This window comes from Colwellia sp. MB3u-55, assembly GCF_014076785.1.
Lineage (GTDB): Bacteria > Pseudomonadota > Gammaproteobacteria > Enterobacterales > Alteromonadaceae > Colwellia_A.
On record NZ_JACGUS010000122.1, the window covers coordinates 664,991 to 684,675 of the forward strand.

Annotated in this window: 21 protein-coding genes, 1 rRNA gene and 1 pseudogene; 10 read left to right on the forward strand and 13 right to left on the reverse strand. The window is 37.3% G+C overall.

Annotation, left to right across the window (positions count from 1 at the left end):
* Window positions 1–386 precede the first annotated feature (386 nt).
* Genes H4J66_RS20685 through H4J66_RS19200 form a run of 3 tightly spaced genes read left to right on the forward strand, consistent with a single transcriptional unit; the run spans window position 387 to window position 2,745 of the window.
* A complete protein-coding gene (locus H4J66_RS20685; RefSeq protein ID WP_182176489.1) occupies window positions 387–839 on the forward strand; it encodes an NfeD family protein in 453 nt (150 codons plus the stop codon).
* A 44-nt stretch (window positions 840–883) separates the two neighbouring features.
* A complete protein-coding gene (locus H4J66_RS19195; protein WP_182176490.1) occupies window positions 884–1,801 on the forward strand; it encodes a slipin family protein in 918 nt (305 codons plus the stop codon).
* Window positions 1,801–2,745, forward strand: coding sequence for an SPFH domain-containing protein (locus tag H4J66_RS19200; protein WP_182176491.1), 945 nt, complete (start codon window positions 1,801–1,803; stop codon window positions 2,743–2,745). The genes H4J66_RS19195 and H4J66_RS19200 overlap by 1 nt, the downstream gene beginning before the upstream one ends.
* Window positions 2,746–2,831: 86 nt before the next feature.
* Here the strand turns inward: H4J66_RS19200 and H4J66_RS19205 are convergent, their stop codons facing one another.
* The 4 genes from H4J66_RS19205 to H4J66_RS19220 all read right to left on the reverse strand — a co-directional run bounded on the left by H4J66_RS19205 (window position 2,832) and on the right by H4J66_RS19220 (window position 5,380).
* Window positions 2,832–3,035: a hypothetical protein gene (locus H4J66_RS19205; protein ID WP_182176492.1), complete on the reverse strand. Its 204-nt coding sequence runs from the start codon at window positions 3,033–3,035 to the stop codon at window positions 2,832–2,834.
* 95 nt (window positions 3,036–3,130) lie between these two features.
* Window positions 3,131–3,964 (reverse strand): SDR family oxidoreductase, encoded by an 834-nt coding sequence (locus H4J66_RS19210; protein ID WP_182176493.1) that lies wholly within the window; start codon window positions 3,962–3,964, stop codon window positions 3,131–3,133.
* A gap of 17 nt (window positions 3,965–3,981) precedes the next feature.
* Window positions 3,982–4,467 carry a nuclear transport factor 2 family protein gene (locus tag H4J66_RS19215; protein ID WP_182176494.1) on the reverse strand — a complete coding sequence of 162 codons (486 nt, stop codon included), beginning with the start codon at window positions 4,465–4,467 and terminating at the stop codon, window positions 3,982–3,984.
* 22 nt (window positions 4,468–4,489) lie between these two features.
* Window positions 4,490–5,380: a bifunctional GNAT family N-acetyltransferase/hotdog fold thioesterase gene (locus tag H4J66_RS19220; protein ID WP_182176495.1), complete on the reverse strand. Its 891-nt coding sequence runs from the start codon at window positions 5,378–5,380 to the stop codon at window positions 4,490–4,492.
* Window positions 5,381–5,430: 50 nt separating this feature from the next.
* On the opposite strand from H4J66_RS19220, the gene H4J66_RS19225 reads away from it, so the two are divergent.
* Window positions 5,431–6,183 carry a spermidine synthase gene (locus tag H4J66_RS19225; RefSeq protein WP_182176496.1) on the forward strand — a complete coding sequence of 251 codons (753 nt, stop codon included), beginning with the start codon at window positions 5,431–5,433 and terminating at the stop codon, window positions 6,181–6,183.
* A gap of 10 nt (window positions 6,184–6,193) precedes the next feature.
* On the opposite strand, the gene dtd is transcribed toward H4J66_RS19225, so the two are convergent.
* The 3 genes from dtd to H4J66_RS19240 form a co-directional block, all read right to left on the reverse strand.
* On the reverse strand, window positions 6,194–6,631 hold the full coding sequence (gene dtd / locus H4J66_RS19230) for a D-aminoacyl-tRNA deacylase (protein WP_182176497.1): 438 nt from the start codon (window positions 6,629–6,631) through the stop codon (window positions 6,194–6,196).
* A gap of 1 nt (window position 6,632) precedes the next feature.
* Entirely contained in the window at window positions 6,633–7,595 is a 963-nt protein-coding gene (pip, locus tag H4J66_RS19235) for a prolyl aminopeptidase (RefSeq protein WP_182176498.1), read from the reverse strand.
* A gap of 84 nt (window positions 7,596–7,679) precedes the next feature.
* Window positions 7,680–8,561 carry a virulence factor BrkB family protein gene (locus tag H4J66_RS19240; protein WP_182176499.1) on the reverse strand — a complete coding sequence of 294 codons (882 nt, stop codon included), beginning with the start codon at window positions 8,559–8,561 and terminating at the stop codon, window positions 7,680–7,682.
* A gap of 100 nt (window positions 8,562–8,661) precedes the next feature.
* On the opposite strand from H4J66_RS19240, the gene H4J66_RS19245 reads away from it, so the two are divergent.
* Window positions 8,662–8,895 carry a hypothetical protein gene (locus H4J66_RS19245; RefSeq protein WP_182176500.1) on the forward strand — a complete coding sequence of 78 codons (234 nt, stop codon included), beginning with the start codon at window positions 8,662–8,664 and terminating at the stop codon, window positions 8,893–8,895.
* Window positions 8,896–8,935: 40 nt separating this feature from the next.
* Window positions 8,936–9,544: pseudogene (locus H4J66_RS19250) on the forward strand (DUF2959 domain-containing protein).
* Window positions 9,545–9,711: 167 nt separating this feature from the next.
* Here H4J66_RS19250 and H4J66_RS19255 read toward each other — a convergent pair.
* The 3 genes from H4J66_RS19255 to typA form a co-directional block, all read right to left on the reverse strand.
* On the reverse strand, window positions 9,712–9,894 hold the full coding sequence (locus H4J66_RS19255; protein WP_182176501.1) for a hypothetical protein: 183 nt from the start codon (window positions 9,892–9,894) through the stop codon (window positions 9,712–9,714).
* 49 nt (window positions 9,895–9,943) lie between these two features.
* Entirely contained in the window at window positions 9,944–10,162 is a 219-nt protein-coding gene (locus H4J66_RS19260; protein WP_182176502.1) for a hypothetical protein, read from the reverse strand.
* Window positions 10,163–10,435: 273 nt separating this feature from the next.
* The gene (gene typA, locus H4J66_RS19265) at window positions 10,436–12,250 is read right to left on the reverse strand and encodes a translational GTPase TypA (RefSeq protein WP_070375026.1); all 1,815 of its coding nucleotides are present in this window, start codon (window positions 12,248–12,250) and stop codon (window positions 10,436–10,438) included.
* 342 nt (window positions 12,251–12,592) lie between these two features.
* Here typA and glnA point away from each other — a divergent pair, with 342 nt between their 5' ends.
* The 4 genes from glnA (at window position 12,593) to glnG (ending at window position 17,199) form a co-directional block, all read left to right on the forward strand.
* On the forward strand, window positions 12,593–13,999 hold the full coding sequence (gene glnA / locus H4J66_RS19270; RefSeq protein ID WP_182176503.1) for a glutamate--ammonia ligase: 1,407 nt from the start codon (window positions 12,593–12,595) through the stop codon (window positions 13,997–13,999).
* A gap of 111 nt (window positions 14,000–14,110) precedes the next feature.
* Window positions 14,111–14,632: a DUF4124 domain-containing protein gene (locus H4J66_RS19275; protein WP_182176504.1), complete on the forward strand. Its 522-nt coding sequence runs from the start codon at window positions 14,111–14,113 to the stop codon at window positions 14,630–14,632.
* Between the two features lie 76 nt (window positions 14,633–14,708).
* A complete protein-coding gene (gene glnL, locus H4J66_RS19280) occupies window positions 14,709–15,803 on the forward strand; it encodes a nitrogen regulation protein NR(II) (RefSeq protein ID WP_182176505.1) in 1,095 nt (364 codons plus the stop codon).
* On the forward strand, window positions 15,793–17,199 hold the full coding sequence (gene glnG, locus H4J66_RS19285) for a nitrogen regulation protein NR(I) (RefSeq protein ID WP_182176506.1): 1,407 nt from the start codon (window positions 15,793–15,795) through the stop codon (window positions 17,197–17,199). The genes glnL and glnG overlap by 11 nt, the downstream gene beginning before the upstream one ends.
* 21 nt (window positions 17,200–17,220) lie before the next feature.
* Here glnG and H4J66_RS19290 read toward each other — a convergent pair whose 3' ends face one another.
* The 3 genes from H4J66_RS19290 to rrf all read right to left on the reverse strand — a co-directional run.
* Window positions 17,221–17,604 (reverse strand): MerC domain-containing protein, encoded by a 384-nt coding sequence (locus H4J66_RS19290; protein WP_182176507.1) that lies wholly within the window; start codon window positions 17,602–17,604, stop codon window positions 17,221–17,223.
* Window positions 17,605–17,683: 79 nt separating this feature from the next.
* Window positions 17,684–18,643 carry an elongation factor P--(R)-beta-lysine ligase gene (gene epmA, locus H4J66_RS19295; protein WP_182176508.1) on the reverse strand — a complete coding sequence of 320 codons (960 nt, stop codon included), beginning with the start codon at window positions 18,641–18,643 and terminating at the stop codon, window positions 17,684–17,686.
* Between the two features lie 931 nt (window positions 18,644–19,574).
* Window positions 19,575–19,685 (reverse strand): 5S ribosomal RNA (rrf, locus tag H4J66_RS19300); the annotation flags it as partial.

Below are 19,685 nucleotides of genomic sequence, written 5' to 3' on the forward strand. Positions count from 1 at the left end.
GTATGCCATGATCACATGGATGTGAAAGAATGGCGATGTTCAGGATGAAGGGGATGCCGTGCTCACAAGGATGTAAAAAGTAAAGCAACACCTATTACTGCTAGGTATTCACGCATTCATCTTATTAATACTCCCCTGCATATCAATGTTTGAGACAAGGATATTAGAGAGTATCAGGGCCAGACTAACGTGGGGAAGTTACCCAATAACCTAGACTTAACTAGTAAATATAATTCAATAACAAACTTGACATAATATGTCATAGTTGCTAACTTTATTTTTACAGAAGTGATCATAAATTTTACCTCTTCATAATAATATAACAACAGTATCTATATTTTTTTAACCTGTTAATCTATTGAAGTATTAATAACAAGGAGTTAGCGGTGGAATACATACTTTTCTTTGAAACATGGATTGTTCTAGCCATATTATTTGCTTGCGCAGAAATTTTTGTTCCCGGTGGTATCCTCTTAAATTTAGGTATTGCCTCATTATTAGTCGCTATTGGTGTACAACAACAATTACTCGATACTTGGACTCTAACTTTAACGACTTGGTTTATTCTTGCTTCATTTTTACTCTTTGTACTTTATTTTGTCACTGAGCGGTTTTTCAGTGGTGAATATACCGTTGAAAATATTTATGAAGAACTAGACATATATGGAAAAGAAGTAACGGTTATAGAAAAAATTGGACCAGGCACTCATGCTGGTCGTGTAGAATTTCAAGGCACTACTTGGACAGCACTGAGCGACGGTTCAGAGTTACAAGAAGGTAGTCACGCCACTATTGTTTGTAAAGAAAATATCTCTTTGGTTGTTGAACCGATAAAGTAACAACAACAAAATTATCATTCTAACTAAAAATATGGGAGCAACCTATGCTAGCCACACTCACCTTTGTCTTTCTTGGATTACTGTTTATCGTTGTCAAACTGGTCCTTATTGTGCCAATGAAAGAAGTTTGTATTATCGAACGTTTAGGTAAATTTCGCGCAATAATGCAACCTGGATTACATTTTCTTATTCCTTTTATTGACCGTGTCGCTTACCGTCATGAAACAAGAGAACAAGTCTTAGACATCCCTTCTCAAAGCTGTATATCTCGCGATAATATTCAAATTGAAGTCGACGGCTTAGTTTATATTCAAGTTATGGACGGTGCCAAAGCCAGCTATGGTATAGAAGATTACCGCCGGGCTTGTGTGAATTTAGCGCAAACCACTATGCGTAGTGAAATTGGCAAGTTAAAACTCGGACAAACGTTTTCAGAACGAGACACCCTTAACGAAACGATTGTCCGTGAAATAGACAAAGCATCGGATCCTTGGGGCATCAAGATGTTGCGTTACGAAGTTAGGAATATCACACCTTCTGCTAATGTCATTCATACCCTTGAAAAACAAATGGAAGCCGAGCGCAAAAAACGTGCTGAAATTACATTAGCGGAAGCTGACAAAGAGTCGACAATAAATTTATCAGAAGGTGAGCGTCAAGAAGCCATTAATATTTCAGAGGGTGATAAACAACGACAAATTAATGAAGCGCATGGTTTTGCAAAAGAAATTGAAATACTAACGCAAGCCACCGCAGAGGGCATGAACATGATTGCCAAAGCGTCAATGGCTCCGGGTGGCGACAAAGCAATAAAAATGCGTTTACTAGAGCAATTCATTAAACAAACTGGGTCTATTTTAAAAACTGCAGATGTCTCAATTATGCCTGCTGAAATGGCGAAATTAGAAGGCTTTTTCGAAGGCATGGACAAAGTAACGCAAACCGTTCAAGGAGCAAAATAATGATCCAGCAAACTATAAGTAATATTGGTGGCAGTAACCTTGATATCGTGGTGCTGGCTATTTGGGGCGCTATATTTCTCTTTCTAGCCTACAAATTTGTACAAGCTATTTGCTTAGTACCAACAAAGTCTGCCTATGTCGTTGAACGTTTAGGCAAGTACCGCTGTACCTTAGAAGCAGGCTTTCATCTTTTATTGCCATTTATTGACCGCGTGGCTTTTATTCAAGATTTAAAAGAAGAAACAATCGACGTACCACCGCAAGAATGTTTTTCAAAAGACGAAGTGAATGTTGAAGTAGATGGCGTTATTTACATCGAAGTCATTGATTCATTAAAAGCAAGCTACGGTATCACTGACTATCGTTTTGCCGCGATGCAATTAGCACAAACCACGACACGTTCGGTTATTGGTACCTTAGACTTGGACAGAACCTTTGAAGAGCGTGATGTTATCAGTGCTAAAGTGGTAGAAGTATTGGATAAAGCAGGCGAAAGTTGGGGAATACGTGTTCATCGCTATGAAATAAAAAATATAACACCACCTGATACTGTTAAAAATGCCATGGAGTTAGAAGTTAATGCAGAGCGTGAACGCCGGGCAATTCTAGCAAAGAGTTTAGGTGATAAGGCGAGTCGTATTAACCGTTCAGAAGGTTTAATGACTGAAATGATCAATATTTCAGAAGGTGAAAAACAACGTCGTATAAATTCTGCGGAAGGTAAAGCGGCACAAATAATTGCTATTGCGCAGGCAACTGGGGATTCAATCGCTAAAATAGCGATAGCCATTGAGCAACCGGGTGGACAACAAGCACTTGATTTACAATTAACCGAGCAGTACCTTCAACAAATGCAAGGCTTAAGCCAGGCAAACAGAAAAGTTATTTTACCGGCAAACTTACTTGATTTTAAGCAGTGGTTAGCCGTATCAGGTATTAAATAATAGCTAAGCTTCAAAATAGTAGAATAAATAAAGCACGTAGTTAACTCGCTTTTTAACTAGGTGCTTTGATAAATAAAATTATGTTATTAACTTGAAAATAAAAAAAAACCAATGAGTAATACCATAATCACTGAGCCAACCACAAAAAAATGATTACCCATCGTGAGTTTTTTTTCTGCTAAACCTATTCGAATCTTAGTGACGGCAATATAAATAAGGGCCGCAATTAAAGCAGTAATAAAGTGAATAAGTAAGGTATTAATTTCGCTATTTTGTTGCCACAAAAACACAATGCCTCGTTTGTTAACAAAAAATAAGTTTAATAACGAAATATGCAACCATAAAACAACTGAGTGGCTTTGTTAGTTAACCAAGCTTTAGCATCTTATAACCCTGCAACCGATTTATATAACCAAACAATTAAATCATCATGAGTAAATTGATAAGTAAAACTATTACGCAGTTTTGCATCATTAATACGTTTACCAAAACGCATTGATGTTTCAAACGAGAACTCTGGCAACGGCAAGTTTAAAGCCTCAGCTGCCGCATGGTAATAATGTTGTTTAGATGTTTCTGTAGCGCTTACCGCGTTATAAATACCCCTAATGTTTCCATCTTTAATGATCTCCATTAAAACACCAACCGCATCATCCTGATGGATTAGATTAATAAAGGCTTGTGGGTCAGAAAGTAATTTTCTTCCTTGTAAAAACCTACCGGGGTGTCGCTCAGGGCCAATTAATCCGGCCAAGCGCAATATAACTGTTTCGCCTGAAAAGGCCTCTGCTGCTTTTTCGGCGCGAATTAGAGTAGCCACTTTATCAGCGTTCATATCTAGCACTGATTGTTCATCAACTAAACCTGACAAACCATTATAGACAGCAGTACTACTTAACAAGACAATTTTTTTTACACCGCCTAGTTCAGCCATTTCAATTAACTGGGCAACTTTTTCAGGGTAATCGCTTCGCCCTTGGCGGATCTGTGGTGTTATAGAAATAATAAGCGTATCGTGACCAAAAACACTTAACACTGTTGATTTAGGATCTTCAACAGGTAAAATCAAAAGCTCTGTATCTATTTGCTCTTTAGCTAGTCTTTGCTTTTTCTCTTCACTTTGTACCGTTACTGTGACGCGATATTGTTCTCTCAATAATTGCTTTGCTAAAGCGTAGCCAAGCCAACCACAACCTATAATCGCAACATTTTTTGCCATAGTATTCCCTTAATTTATTAACGATTCTTTTGATGATATTCTTTAATTTTACTGACAACATCTGTTGAAATAGTATTGGGAACAGGTATAGAAAGATTATATTGTAAAATTTTCCAACCATCAGATGTCAACTTAAGCACACCAGAGCCCCGGCATTCGCCATAGTGACTATTGTCTAGTAACTCGTCAAAAAATGCCAATTGCTCGCTATTATTTGCTAATGCTATAAGCGTGATATTTCTTTGACGAGATTGATAGCGCCAACCTTGTCCTTGACTAAAGTAAGGAGTAACAAACTCAGTAAATTGTTTTTTTGTCCAACGCTCTTGACCATCAGTGCCTAAAAATACTGCTTGCTCATCAAGTAAATCAAGATAAATTTTTTGGTCAGCATCGCCAGCAGCTTGATGAAAAGTATCTAGCACTTTATCTATATCGCTGTTTGCAAATACACTGACATTTAAAAGACAGAGGCCTATAAGGCAAACTATAATTTTTATCATGGTATCAAATCCTAAATTTGGCTTATTTTGGTAGAATAAAATATAAGCCATTAAAAGTTGCGGCTACTTTTTCTCCACTCATTACCTGAACTTCAACGCAGAGTTTTATTTTCTGCTTAGCCAATAAGTTATCAATACTGCCTGAGCTTAACGAGAGTCCTGTTTTTGCAAAAGCTATCCCTGCTATTGGGCTATGATATCTAATCTTGGCATCAGCTAACACTATATTGCCCTTTAGATTATTCTGTTCCATTAACAAATAAACCCAGCCCCATCCTGTTAATGTTGCTAGTGTGTAGATACTGCCCGCAAACATAGTATTGTGTAAATTTTTATTAAAAAGTTCATCACAAGTCGTGACTAAATTTTGTTGATCGTAATAACCAACTGTCACCTTCATCACTTTGCTCATTGGTATAGTGCTATGCCAAGTCTTTTGCAATGCTGTTGATAGTTCATCACAATGAAAATCATCGCTTACCAGCGTTTTTTCCATATTGAAATGCTTAATTTTATTGAATAATAAGTGCGAAAAGCCAATGTTTTTATAAGATTGTTTTTCATAGAAGCTGATCGCTTGTTCCCGCGCTTTTAAAGAGAGCTTAGTGACACCTAAACGGTTCGCAAACTTTTCAAGGGCGAGTATTAACTGTTGTCCTAACCCTTTGCCCTGAAAATCATCAGCAACCGCCATATAACGGATTTGCCCTACTAACAAGCTACAAAAGTGAAGACGACCAACGGCAATAATATTACCTTTATCATCAAAAATCGCTCGATGAATCGCTTGTTTTTCCAAGTCATCTTTTTCACTTCCTTGTTTTTGTTGTGATGGTTTACGTAATATTGTCCAGCGTAAGTGGTAGTATTGGTCAAATTCTTGCTGGCTTATGGGTGATCGACACTCAAACATTGGTTATGCTTACCTATAACAATTAAAAAGATTCGTTCGTATACGCTATTATGAAATTAGTTAAAAATATCCAACAGGGTCAATTAAGTTACTACACGCAAAATGATGACTCAATTTCGGTGAGTGAAAACCAACACTATCGTTGGTTAGCTTTTGATAATGTCGTACAAAGCATGATGCTAAAGCGCAAGCCCTCACAACTTACATTCCCTCATCAAATCAGCTTATTATCACCTTTACTTTTTTTTCGCCCTAAAAAAGTTGTTGAATTTGGCTTAGGTGGTGGTAATTTAGCACGATTTTTATTGCATTATTTACCTGATTTAACCTTACACACCATTGAATATTCCCAAGAAGTTATTGAATGTTTCGAACGTTTTTTTAATCCACAAGCGACCAAAGTTAATTTGCATCATTGCTCGGCACTAGATTGGCTTCATCACCATAAAAAAATGAAACCTGATTGGTTTATTTGTGATATTTACCTTAAAAATCAGTCAATTAACGACTCATTGGTTTTAACCAAAAATATCTTAAAAAAAGTGGACGAGCAAGCTGTTTTATCACTCAACTTGCCAAGCCCATCAAACGAAGAAATTAATTATTTTCTCGCCGAGTTAAAAGTACTAGCTCCAACTAAACAGCTAGTATACTTTCATATTCCTCACTACTTAAATGTTATTATTCATTTACTGCCCTACGATATGTTAAGTCAAGCAGAAGAGAGTTTACTTGCTAACACTGTGCTACCCGCGAGAACTTTTAAACGCTGGCGTAAATATTGGCGACATGGCATGCAATAGTTCATTCCGCTTAGCAAGTGAGTGTAAAGGTAACAGGACCATCATTCACTAGTGCGACTTTCATATCAGCACCAAACTCGCCCGTAGGCACGGCAAAACCATGACCACGCAATTGTAAACAAAAATAATTATATAGTGGGATGCTGACTTCTGGTTTAGCTGCAGAAGTAAAGCTTGGACGCATACCTGAACGCGTATCAGCGGCTAGTGTAAATTGTGAAACAACTAAAATTTCTCCGTCAATATCGCTAACATTTAGGTTCATTTTTCCTACTTCGTCTTCAAAGATACGATAACCAGCAATCCGTTGCGCTAAGCGTTTCGCTTTAGTTTCGTTGTCGTCAGGCTCAATGGCAAGTAATACTAAAATCCCTCGATCAATTTTCCCTATCACTTGTTGATTAACCGTAACGCTTGCTTGTGAAACTCTTTGAATAACTGCGATCATTTTATTGCTCGGCTAGAAAATTTGCCATAGTATCGCTCGCTCGACAAAATGCATCAATAGTTTGTCGCTCAAAACCACTATGTCCGGCACAAGGCAGAATTTGTAATTGCGCGTTATCCCAAAATTTAGTCAGTGAAAAAGCGTTATCAAGCTGGCATACCATGTCGTAACGACCATGAAGAATAATAGCAGGGATTGCGGTTAGTTTATCAATATTTTCTAAAATGTAATTCTCGTTGATAAAACAATCTTGAGTAAAGTAATGACTTGATACCTTTGCCATGCATAAAGCCTGATGGGCGTCATCAACATGCGCCAAACCTATATGGTGATGCTCGAGGGTTGATAACCTTAATTCCCATAATGTCCAAGCTTTACTGGCCGAGATCACCGCGACTTCATTACTTGAATTGAGTACTTGGTGATAACCTGACAGTGGTGAATGTTGTAGCTCTGCTGGTAAATGTTCTACAAATTCTTGATAGTACTCTGGGAAAAAGTTTTTTGCCCCCTTCTGACTGTAAAGCCATTGGTATTCAGATCGAGTCCCGAGGAAGACACCACGTAAGATAAACGCTAAGATTTTGTCTGAATGTGCAATACCATAGGTTAGTGCTAACGTTGTTCCCCATGAGCCACCACAAATTAACCACTGTTCAATATTTAGGTGTTGACGAATAACTTCGATATCGCCAATCAAATGAACGGTGGTATTATCTAGCACCGACGGAGAGGGCTTTGAACGGCCACAACCTCGCTGATCAAATAAAATAATACGATACAGTTCAGGATCAAAATAACGCCGATGGTTCTCGCTTGAACCACTACCAGGACCACCATGAAGGTATAACACAGGTATTCCTGTTGGGTTACCCGACTGCTCAAGATATATTTGATGCTGCCCCCCAACAGGCAACAACTCTTCAGAATATGTTGCTATTTTAGGATATAAAGACCGTGACATGTATTTACTCTGTTTATTGAGACCATAAATAATATTATGGCGCAAAATATTAAAAACTGTCAGTTTCAAGCAAGCCTTTATAAATTAACTTATCTGATGCTTATCTAAGTGTTCTCTTTGGTGAACTTCTGGTTTAAAATTTTCTAAGCTGACCGTAAACAATGCACCGAAAAGCACGACTAGCCAAGATAAATAAACCCATAAAAAAAGAATCGGAATACCCGCTAGAGCACCGTAAATAGCTTCATAAGAAGGGAGTTGCGTGATATAAAAAGCAAAGCCTTTTTTTGCGACTTCAAATAAAAGTGCCGCTAATGTTGCACCAAACAAGGCATGTTTAAGCAGTACCACTTTATTAGGCACCACCATATATAAAATAAGGAATGCGCCAATTGAAGCAAGAATAGGCAAAGCTCTTAACGCTATATTGGTAAGGCCGAAAACGTCATAATTCCCTATTGATATCAAAGAAACAATATATGAAGTTGCCGCTATACTACTGCCCATTAACACGGGTCCAAGAGTCAGTACCATCCAATACATAGAAAAAGCGGTAACAATGCGCCTTTTGGTTGTGACCCGCCAAATTTTATTTAAGCTGGTGTCAATGGCAGAAATTAGCAATAGGGCAAATAAGAATAAAAAACTAATGGCGATAGCTGACATCTCTGAAGCATTCGTGACAAAACCGGTAATATGTTCTTTAACCACATCACCCGCAGCTGGCATAAAATTTTGATAAACAAAATTTTCAATGATCTCTTTAATATCAGTAAAGATAGGAAAAGCGGTCATAACTGACAACATGACTACAATCAAAGGCACCAGCGACATCAAGGTTACATAAGATAAGTAACCGGCAGTAATGTGTATTTGCTCTTTTAATATTCTATTAATAAAAAACAAACAAAAGTGCCAAATAGTCTGACTTTGCTGGTTTTTTTTAATGCTTTTGATCCAGTTCATTACAAATTAGTTATTATCTTATGGTGTACAATATATTATGATAATTGCTAAGCAAGTGATAGTGATAATAATCGTAATAAAATTTAACGTAGGAGTAATGATGTCTAATCAAGGTTCAGGTGGTAATGTTTTAGCAGCAATATGTAGTTTTTTTATTGCAGGTTTAGGTCAATTAGTTCAAGGCAGGATCCTCGCAGCAATCCTGTTTTTCCTGTTAACCTGGGTTAACTACACTTTAGCAGCGACAGGAGTCTTATTCTTTATGGCGATTCCTGGCCTTATTTTTCATCTGTGGGCAATCATCGATGCTGCTCGTTATAACGGTAGGAACTAATGAATAAGATTATAATTAAGGTCTCGTTTTTTTTCTTTTACTGTCAATAGTAGGCTGTCAATCTGCTTACTATTCAGCCATAGAAAAAGTAGGTAAACATAAACGTGATATATTAATCGATCGTGTTGAAACTGCTACTGAGTCACAATAGGAAGCAAAAGAAGAATTTAAAAATGCCTTAGAACAGTTTTCTGCATTAGTAAATTTTGATGGTAGTGAACTGCAACAACAATATGTAATAAGTAATGAACACTATCATACGAGTAAAGTTGCTGCTGAGGATGTAACTACTCGTATTAATTCAATTGAAGCTGTCGCTGAAGCTTTGTTTAATGAATGGAGTAGTGAATTAGAACAATTTACTAATCAATCCTTAAAACGCCAAAGTCAATCGCGTTATAACAAAACCGAAAAGCGTTATACTTCAGTGATTGAATCAATGCGTAATGCGGAGAAGAGAATGCAACCTATTCTTGATGCGCTTAAAGATAATATGCTTTATTTAAAACATGTTCTTAATGCGCGAGCTATCGGTGAGCTTAAAATAGAATATAAATTAATTGAATAAGATGTTGAACGCTTAATTAACGAAATGAACAATTCAATTAACAAATCACAAACATTCATAAAATCACTTAAAAACCCTTAGTACAAAAGGAGCACTTTTATGAATGTCTGCTTAGCGTAAGAAAAGGAATAGTAAATGGGAATAGGTGCTAGCTTGTTTATGTTAAATTAGCCGCCATCGCTCCATTACTTGATAACAGAGACTTACTCTTTATTAGTAGGATTTTATGTTGCTGAGATTATAAGTTATCACGTGTCATTACTTGATCTAGCGTGTGATAAGGGAGGATTAGCAATAAAATCACTTCGATCTTGTTTTTGGTTAATCGCGGTAAGTAAGCTTGACAGCTCTCTTATTTGACTCGGACCCGCTCGGCCTTCTTCAAAAAGTTGACTTAATCGTTGTAACATTTTGAGTTGCTCTGGAGACATTTCGAAATTCCCTTTCTTAATAATATTATTTAAAGATACCGCTTGGTCGTTATAAAGCTGTGGCATGTTGGGGGTAAATAGAGTCTTGTATGGGCAAAGTTATTTCCCTGCCATCATCAATGTACTCTTGATAAAGGACTTTTAACTCTCTGCGTTCGATAACGTTAGCTTTATCAGCAACAGCTTTTTCAAATAGATCATTTAAACGATTTAATTTTCTCTGCACCATAATAAGTTTGCTCCCTGCACCGTTACTTTTAAAGTTCATATGCAACTAATCGTATCAGTAAAACTAATATTCACCAGTGAGGTGTAATGATTAGCGTCAACTCAACATTTAGACATAACTAACTCACTTAATTAATTTTCATTAAAAAACAATAAATTAAAATACAATTACCCACTTTATTAACAGTGTATTGTGTTACTTCCTATGTGTTTTTAAGACATGTCTTACGCAATATTACGTTTAGGCTTACTGAAATTTACTGACAAAAAAACCAGCCGAAGCTGGTTTTTTTCAATCGCCTAGATAAGAGGCTTATTTAGGACGAGTATCACGCTTACGTTCATTTTCTTTTAAAAGCTTTTTACGAATACGAATGCTCAGTGGTGTAACTTCAACTAGCTCATCGTTATCAATAAACTCAAGCGCTTGTTCAAGTGACATGACAATAGGCGGTGTTAACGTTTGTGCTTCATCAGTACCTGATGAACGAACGTTAGTTAACTGCTTACCTTTAAGAGCGTTTACTGTTAAATCGTTGTCACGGCTATGAATACCAATAACTTGACCTTCATAAATATCAACACCGTGTCCGATTAACATACGACCACGTGATTGTAAGTTGAATATTGCATTCGTTAATGCTTTACCTGTTGCATTACCGATCATTACACCATTTTTACGTTGGCCAATGTCGCCACCTTTATGAGGTCCGTATTCAAAAAATGTATGATAAATCAAGCCAGAACCTGACGTTAATGTCATGAATTCAGTTTGGAAACCGATCAAACCACGACTTGGCATGATAAAGTCCATACGAATACGACCCGTTCCGTCAGGTGCCATATCTGTTAATTCAGCTTTACGAACACCCATTCTTTCCATTATAGGTCCTTGATGCTGCTCTTCAACATCAATGGTCACGTTTTCATAAGGTTCTTGTATTTGACCATCAATCTCACGAATAATAACTTCAGGACGTGATACTGCTAACTCAAAACCTTCACGGCGCATGTTTTCAATTAAAATGCCTAAGTGAAGCTCACCACGACCTGATACTTTAAATTTATCAGCATCAGGAAGTTGCTCAACACGTAAAGCAACGTTGTGAATTAATTCTTTGTCTAAACGGTCTTTGATGTTACGTGAAGTAACATACTTACCTTCTTTACCACAAAATGGTGAAGTGTTTACTTGGAAAGTCATATTGATAGTAGGTTCATCAACAGATAATGCTGGTAAGCCTTCAACTTCTGTAGGACAACAAACCGTATCAGATATTTTTAACTCGCCTAAACCAGTAATAGCAATAATATCGCCAGCAAAACCTTCTTCGATATCAAGTCTTTCTAAACCTAAGTAGCCGAATACTTTACCAACTTTAGCATTATGAATCTTGCCAGTTGCTAATTTAATCGTCACTTGTTGGTTTGGTTTAACAGAACCACGAGTAATACGGCCAACACCAATTACACCTAAGTAAGAGCTGTAATCAAGTTGAGATATTTGCATTTGAAATGGACCATCTGGATCCGCTGTTGGTGCTGGCACTTCTTTAAGAATAGTATCAAATAAAGGTGTCATGTCTGTGCCTGTTACGCCTTCTTCAAGCGAAGCCCAACCATTAATTGCTGAAGCGTAAACAACTTTAAAGTCAAGCTGTTCATCTGTAGCGCCAAGGTTGTCAAACAATTCAAAAACTTGATCCATAACCCAATCAGGGCGAGAACCAGGCTTATCAACTTTATTAATAACTAGGATTGGCTTTAAACCTTGAGCAAACGCTTTTTTCGTTACGAAACGCGTTTGTGGCATAGGGCCTTCTTGTGCATCAACGATAAGTAAAACCGAATCTACCATTGACATAACACGTTCAACTTCGCCGCCGAAATCAGCATGGCCAGGAGTATCAACTATGTTTACACGGTAACCGTTCCAGTTAATAGCCGTATTTTTAGCTAAGATTGTGATACCACGTTCTTTTTCGATATCATTCGAATCCATCGTGCGTTCTTCAAGACCGCCGCGGGCATCAAGGGTACCTGATTGTTCTAATAATTTATCAACCAAAGTTGTTTTACCATGATCAACGTGGGCTATGATGGCAACATTACGTAATTTATCTAACACGGGTTTTACTCACTTCTTGCAAGACTTTTTCATCAAAAGAATATAGGGCTATAATTGGGCGCGAATTATACAGCAACGAAGTCAACAAAGACAGCAACAAATATTTCAGTACCTATTAAATTCTCCATACACGAATCGTAATGCACTGTTATACTCTTAAGCACCAACAACCAGCAGACGCACCAATTTGGCGCTACCAACGCACAAAGGTGGTGCAGACAGGCTTTAGTAAATAAGTTAACACCTTATATATAAGGGTTTTATCTGTTGGCATGAATTTCGCTTTATGCCCGTCATGCGAAATGCAAACGTATTTTATTTTAATGACACTGGAGACTTTACATGTCACAAGCCGTATTAGATTTAATCAAAGACAACGATGTTAAATTTGTTGACCTACGTTTTACTGATTCAAAAGGTAAAGAGCAACACGTTTCAATTCCTTATCACCAAGTAAATGAAGACTTTTTTGAAGACGGTAAAATGTTTGATGGTTCTTCTATCGAAGGTTGGAAAGGTATTAATGAATCTGACATGGTAATGATGCCTGATGCTGATTCTGCGGTATTAGACCCTTTTACAGATGCAGTAACATTAAATATTCGTTGTGATATTTTAGAACCAAGTACAATGCAAGGCTACAGCCGTGATCCTCGTTCGGTTGCTAAACGCGCTGAAGAGTACTTACGTAGCACAGGTATCGCTGATACTGTATTGATTGGTCCTGAGCCAGAATTCTTCTTATTTGATGATGTACGCTTCAGTACTGATATGAGTGGTTCTTTCTATAAGATTGATGATAAAGAAGCTGCTTGGAATTCAGGTACTGAATACGAAGAAGGCAATATGGGTCACCGTCCAGGTGTTAAAGGCGGTTACTTCCCAACGTCTCCTGTAGATTCATCACAAGATATTCGTTCAGCCATGTGTTTGGTTATGGAAGAAATGGGCTTAGTTGTTGAAGCGCATCACCATGAAGTAGCAACAGCTGGTCAAAACGAAATTGCATGTCGCTTCAATACCTTAGTTAAAAAAGCTGATGAAGTTCAAATATACAAGTATGTTGTTCATAACGTTGCTCACGCTTACGGTAAAACAGCAACTTTCATGCCTAAGCCATTAGTTGGCGACAACGGCTCTGGTATGCATGTTCATCAATCACTTGCCAAAGACGGTGTTAACTTATTCGCTGGTGATAAATACGGTGGCTTATCTGAAATGGCGCTTTATTATATTGGTGGTATTATTAAGCATGCTAAAGCATTGAATGCTTTTACTAACCCAGCAACTAATTCTTACAAACGTTTAGTTCCACATTTTGAAGCGCCGGTAATGCTTGCATATTCTGCACGTAATCGCTCTGCATCAATTCGTATACCGGTTGTTCCATCACCAAAAGCAATGCGTATTGAAGCTCGTTTCCCTGATCCAGCAGCAAACCCATATTTAGCTTTTACGGCTTTATTAATGGCTGGTCTTGATGGTATTAAAAACAAAATTCATCCTGGTGATGCGATGGATAAAGATTTATACGATTTACCAGCAGAAGAAGCTGCAGCTATCCCACAAGTAGCAACATCGCTTGAAGATGCCTTACAAAGCTTAGAAGCTGATTATGAGTTTTTAATCGCTGGTGGTGTTATGGATAAAGATATGATTGATGCATACATTGCTATTAAACGTGGTGAATCACAACGCGTAAACATGACAACTCATCCATTAGAGTTTGAATTATATTACAGCGTATAATCTTGACTATATGATTAAATGAAAAAAAGCTCACTTCGGTGAGCTTTTTTGTGGCAAATAGACGATTAATTATATAAGTTTAAGGTAACTATTTTAAGTTGAGCTAAATTTTTGCGTTATTCTTTATTGTTATTAACTTTAATCATCACATTACTTAGTTGTAATACCTTTGCGACGGCAACCAAAATTTATGTTTGGAGAAGTGATGATGGTATCTTAGTTTTTTCTGATAGCCCTCAAGCTGGTGCGGAAGAAGTTGAAATAAAAAAACCCAATACGGCCTCTTCTATTGATACCTCAATGCTAGATTTAACGCCAAAAATTATCAAAGATGATTACCAAGTTGAAATTAACCAACCTAAACAAAATGCCACGGTTAGAGACAACACTGGTTCTGTTTACATAGCAGGTAGTATCAAACCTATCTTTAAACAAGGCTTAGCTATTCAACTTTTTTTAGATGGTAAACCCCATCAACCTCCGCAATCTCACTCGATGTTTGTGCTACGAAATATAGATCGCGGCGAACATATCATAAAAATGCAATTACTTAATGATAAAGGCAAGATAATTGCATCATCAAAGCCTATAACCTTTTATATGCATAGAGCATCGGTTAATAACGCAAATTAAGTAGCATTTGCTGCAACTTGCACCAAATGTAACTACATTAATATTTTGTCGCACTACATCAGTGCAAAAGGTTTTTATGTCTAGCAACAGCAATAGAGATCAACAATTAAAATTTAGCTACCAACAAAAGCTGCCAAATCAGATGGTTACGGCACTTGTAGTGCTAGATAATAAATTAACGATTAAATATGTTAACCCTGCAGCAGAAGCGTTATTAGTTAAGAGTTTTAACAAGCTGTGCAACTTACCAATTACAACAGTCTTCTACAATTCTCCTATTAAAAAGGAACGTTTAGAACAACTGCTGACTTCTGGCCAAGAATTTAGTGACAGTGATGTCACTATTGAATTTTTTGATCACAGCCGTATTACCGTGGAAATAACAGCCTCGTCTGTTGAGTTCAACAAACAGCCACATATAATCTTAGAATTCAAACAGATTGATCAGCAAAAACAAATGAGTATCGAAGCATTTCAGCACCAGCAATGGGAGTCGTCTCGAGATTTGATACGTGGGCTTGCACATGAAATTAAGAATCCATTAGGCGGTCTTCGTGGCGCTGCACAATTATTAAGTAAAGAATTAACGCAAGAGCAACAAGAATATACTGAAATGATTATTGAACAAGCCGACCGTTTAACTAATTTGGTTGACAAGCTTTTAGGCCCTAATCAATTACCTCAAATGGCAGAACAAAATATTCATATTGTCTTAGAGAAAGTTTTTAAGCTGATTAATTTTAACAACCCTAAAAATATTAAATTTATTAGAGACTATGACCCCTCTATTCCTGAAATAAGTTTTGATCAAGATAAGCTTCAACAAGCGGTTTTGAATATTGTTAATAACGCCGTTCAAATTATTGATGAGGGCTGTAACATAACCCTCAAAACAAGAGCCGCTAGTAATAAAACCATTAATGGAAGACGGGTAAAACTCTGTGTTCAAATCAGTGTTATTGATAATGGCCCTGGTATTCCGAAAAAGATTCAAGACACTCTATTTTACCCTATGGTATCTGCACGCGATAACGGTACAGGTTTAGGCTTGTCTATTTCACAAACCTTAGTGCAACAGCACAAAGGTAAATTATCTTGCTATAGCCGACCAGGTCATACTGAGTTTTTAATTTTACTGCCTTTACAAGAAGAGAATAATAATGAATGTTGAGCAAGTTTGGATTGTAGATGATGACAGCTCTATTCGCTGGGTGTTAGAAAAAGCCTTATCAGGAGCAAATATATCTGTAGCCTCTTTTGAGAAACCAGAAGACTTACTCATCGCCCTAGAGCACCAACAACCAGAAATAATAATTTCTGATATAAAGATGCCAAATATTGATGGTATGACGTTACTTAGCCGTGTTAGTGAGAATTTTCCTAACCTACCGGTGATCATAATGACTGCACATTCAGATCTCGATAGTGCTGTAAATGCCTATCAGGGTGGCGCATTTGAATACTTACCTAAACCTTTTGATACTGACGAAGCTATTTCTCTAACAAAACGGGCGCTAACACATGCTCGGGAACAAAGTGCTAAACGTAAGCACTCTATAGTAGCACCTGATCCCGTTGGAATAATTGGCGCGGCTCCAGCTATGCAAGAAGTTTTCAGGGCAATTGGACGACTATCACGTTCGAGTATCAGTGTACTCATTAATGGCGAGTCTGGTACAGGTAAAGAGCTTGTCGCACATGCCCTTCACACGCATAGTCCACGATCGAATGCTCCCTTTATTCCCTTAAATATGGCTGCAATACCAAAAGATTTAATTGAATCAGAGTTATTTGGCCATGAGAAAGGTGCGTTTACTGGCGCGAATGCCGTAAGACAGGGTCGCTTTGAACAAGCGCATAAAGGAACCTTGTTTCTTGATGAAATTGGCGATATGCCTTTAGATATTCAAACACGTTTGTTACGTGTGCTCGCCGATGGACAATTTTATCGCGTTGGTGGTCATTCACCTATTAAAGTTGACGTAAGGATCATTGCGGCTACACATCAGAACCTAGAGGTTCAAGTCAGTAATGGTGAATTTCGTGAAGATCTATTTCACCGTTTAAATGTCATTAGAATACAGTTACCCAGTTTACGTGAACGCAAGGAAGATATTGAACAGCTCATTAATCATTTTTTACATTTAGCTGCAAAAGAATTAGAGGTTGAACAAAAAACCCTGCACAAAGCCACACTTAGTTATTTACAACAATGTGCGTGGCCAGGAAATGTTCGTCAGCTTGAAAATATTTGTCGTTACTTAACGGTAATGGCAAGTGGTAAAGAAATTATATTAGATGATTTACCGAGTGAACTTGCTGAGAATACCCCATTAACAAACCCTACTGCAAAAGCTTCATCATGGCCAGTTGCATTGCAAGAGTGGGTTGATGAGCAATTAGCCAAAGGGAATAACAATATTATTGATACCGCTTTGCCTGAATTTGAAAAAATACTATTAGAGCGTGCGCTTCATTATACACAAGGAAGAAAGCAAGAGGCGGCTAAAAAATTAGGTTGGGGAAGGAATACCCTAACAAGAAAATTAAAAGAACTTAATATGTAATGACGTAGTGAAGGTAGCTGTTTAGCTACTTTCACATGTATCACTGATACACTGCTTACAACTGTTACACAATTTCAAGTTAATGATGTGGGCAGCTACAATCAAACTTGCGCCAATCACAATAAAGAATGGCTGAATATCTTCTGAAAAATCATGCTTTATCCAGTAAATACCAATACCTAAAAAAAGTAGGTAGAAAGGGTAATGCTTTCTATGGTATTTTTTAAAACCGGAAAACAAGGCTAAAGTACCTAGTGCAGCAGTTATTAATAAAAATACATGTTCCCATGCATGGTCAGCTAAAAAACTTAATCCTAGTAAAGGCAGTGCCGGTAACAATATCGGTAATAAGATACAATGAAGCGCACAAAGTGATGTTGCGGTTATTCCAATACGATCAAGCACTTTATACTCCCCTTACAATTAGACAATGATTACTGTTATAAGTGAATAATATCACAATTGATATAGTATCACAAAACTTTTAAGCGCGTTCTATAGGAAAAGAAATTACATCCTCAATAGCACTTTTTTCTAGCGCAATCATCATTAAGCGGTCTATACCCAAAGCTACTCCTGCACATTGTGGCAAGCCTGATTGTAGGGCTTTAATAAAGTTATCATCTATATTTTTAGTAGCAAGTCCTAGTTGTTGACGTTTACTGTTATCTTGCTCAAATCTCGTAATTTGGATATCAGCATCTGTTAATTCATTGAAGCCATTTGCTAACTCAACGCCCTTAAAATAGCATTCAAATCTTTGGGCAACACGGTTATCTTCATCACACTCTTTAGCTAATGAAGCTTGCGCAATTGGAAAATTATAGACAAAGCATGGTCGAGATAAGCCAATATTCTTTTCTATAATTTCTGAAAAGATAAACTGTAGTAATAAGTCACAATCATCTGATTCATACAACCAATCTGCGGCTTTACCTCGTAACTCGATAACCTCATATAATTGGTTAAAAGTTGCGGTTAAAGGATCTACACTGACGAATTTAATGAATAAATTTTGATAGGATATTTTTTCAGATTCTGGCGTTTTTACCACTGTAGATAATAGTTCATCAACTTCAGCCATTAAATCGTGTTGATCAAAACCTATACGGTACCATTCTAATAGGGTGAACTCAGGATTGTGATAACGGCCTGAATCTTCATGACGAAATGCTTTACAGATTTGGAAGATACAGCCATAACCTGAAGCAAGTAGTCGTTTCATATGAAACTCAGGTGAAGTTTGTAAATATAGCTGTTGAGATTGATCTATATCGCTGTTATCTAAATAGTTGTATTGGGTGCTAAAGGCCTCAAGATAAGGATCTGTTACTGTTCCCATAGAGAGTGATGGTGTTTCGACTTCAACAACATTTTTATTTTTAAAAAAATCTCTGATCGCATTAATAACATTTCCTCTAGACTTAGCTACTTCCCACTTCATTTACGTACACTACTTAGAATAAAAAATTATAATTATATAGAGTATATACGAAAAGCTAATCATCTGAGAAGTGGACAGATGACTATCAGAAATATCTAAAGCGCTATATTGAAAAAGAGGGGAATAACTTTTCAACGCTATCTTTTATCTGTTGCGATATACGTTCAGCGTCGTTAATCATCTGGAAGTAACAAACAACAAATATCTGTTAACTGTATATTGATTTGGTACGTTGAATATCCTACCCCGAGATAGGCATGTTCAATACAAGTCCACTATCGTAAGCGCTACTACTCTATAGTTATAAAATATTTATAATTGATGTGTTTCAAATGCCAGAAAGCAAAAAACCTGACTCTTTCGGATTGGGTTTTTTTACGTGTAGGGATATACTAATGTCGCGTTGCCAAGGATGGTAAAGAGCAACCTAATTAGAAGCTTAGCAATGTCCTATTCTCACATTTGCATGTCGAACATAAGTCACACTAACGTTGGCGCTACGACTATATTAGTTATAAATGGTGTATTTTTCAAACGCCAGAAAGCAAAAAACCTGTTACGTTAGTAACGGGTTTTTACGTCTAGGAATATACTAATGTCGTGTTGCCAACGATGGCAAAGAGCGACCTAAATAAAAGCGGAGAATATCCTACTATCATATGGGCATGTCGAACATAAGTCACACTACCGTTTATGCTACTACTCTACAGGTATAAATGCTGTTTTTTTCAAACGACAGAAAGCAAAAAAACCAACTCTTTCGAATCGGGTTTCTCTAAATAGAAGCGGAGAATGTCCTATTCTTACATGGGCATGTCGAACATAAGTCACACTACTGTTTGCGCTACTGCTCTACGGTATAAATACTGTATTTTTAAACGTCGGAAAGCAAAAAATCCGCTACATTAGTAACGGGCTTTTCTAAATAGAAGCCTAGCAATGTCCTACTCTCACATGGGAACTCCCACACTACCATCGGCGCTACTGCGTTTCACTTCTGAGTTCGGAATGGGATCAGGTGGTGCCACAGTGCTATTGTCGC

Coding starts and splice junctions, on each gene's coding strand:
- epmA (WP_182176508.1), bottom strand. CDS start 18,643: ATGAAGTGGGAAGTAGCTAAGTCTAGAGGAAATGTTATTAATGCGATC.
- pip (WP_182176498.1), bottom strand. CDS start 7,595: ATGTCACGGTCTTTATATCCTAAAATAGCAACATATTCTGAAGAGTTG.
- H4J66_RS19200 (WP_182176491.1), top strand. CDS start 1,801: ATGATCCAGCAAACTATAAGTAATATTGGTGGCAGTAACCTTGATATC.
- H4J66_RS19255 (WP_182176501.1), bottom strand. CDS start 9,894: ATGTCTCCAGAGCAACTCAAAATGTTACAACGATTAAGTCAACTTTTT.
- H4J66_RS19245 (WP_182176500.1), top strand. CDS start 8,662: ATGTCTAATCAAGGTTCAGGTGGTAATGTTTTAGCAGCAATATGTAGT.
- H4J66_RS19210 (WP_182176493.1), bottom strand. CDS start 3,964: ATGGCAAAAAATGTTGCGATTATAGGTTGTGGTTGGCTTGGCTACGCT.
- H4J66_RS19260 (WP_182176502.1), bottom strand. CDS start 10,162: ATGAACTTTAAAAGTAACGGTGCAGGGAGCAAACTTATTATGGTGCAG.
- dtd (WP_182176497.1), bottom strand. CDS start 6,631: ATGATCGCAGTTATTCAAAGAGTTTCACAAGCAAGCGTTACGGTTAAT.
- H4J66_RS19225 (WP_182176496.1), top strand. CDS start 5,431: ATGAAATTAGTTAAAAATATCCAACAGGGTCAATTAAGTTACTACACG.
- glnA (WP_182176503.1), top strand. CDS start 12,593: ATGTCACAAGCCGTATTAGATTTAATCAAAGACAACGATGTTAAATTT.
- glnL (WP_182176505.1), top strand. CDS start 14,709: ATGTCTAGCAACAGCAATAGAGATCAACAATTAAAATTTAGCTACCAA.
- H4J66_RS19220 (WP_182176495.1), bottom strand. CDS start 5,380: ATGTTTGAGTGTCGATCACCCATAAGCCAGCAAGAATTTGACCAATAC.
- H4J66_RS19215 (WP_182176494.1), bottom strand. CDS start 4,467: ATGATAAAAATTATAGTTTGCCTTATAGGCCTCTGTCTTTTAAATGTC.
- H4J66_RS19195 (WP_182176490.1), top strand. CDS start 884: ATGCTAGCCACACTCACCTTTGTCTTTCTTGGATTACTGTTTATCGTT.
- glnG (WP_182176506.1), top strand. CDS start 15,793: ATGAATGTTGAGCAAGTTTGGATTGTAGATGATGACAGCTCTATTCGC.
- H4J66_RS19240 (WP_182176499.1), bottom strand. CDS start 8,561: ATGAACTGGATCAAAAGCATTAAAAAAAACCAGCAAAGTCAGACTATT.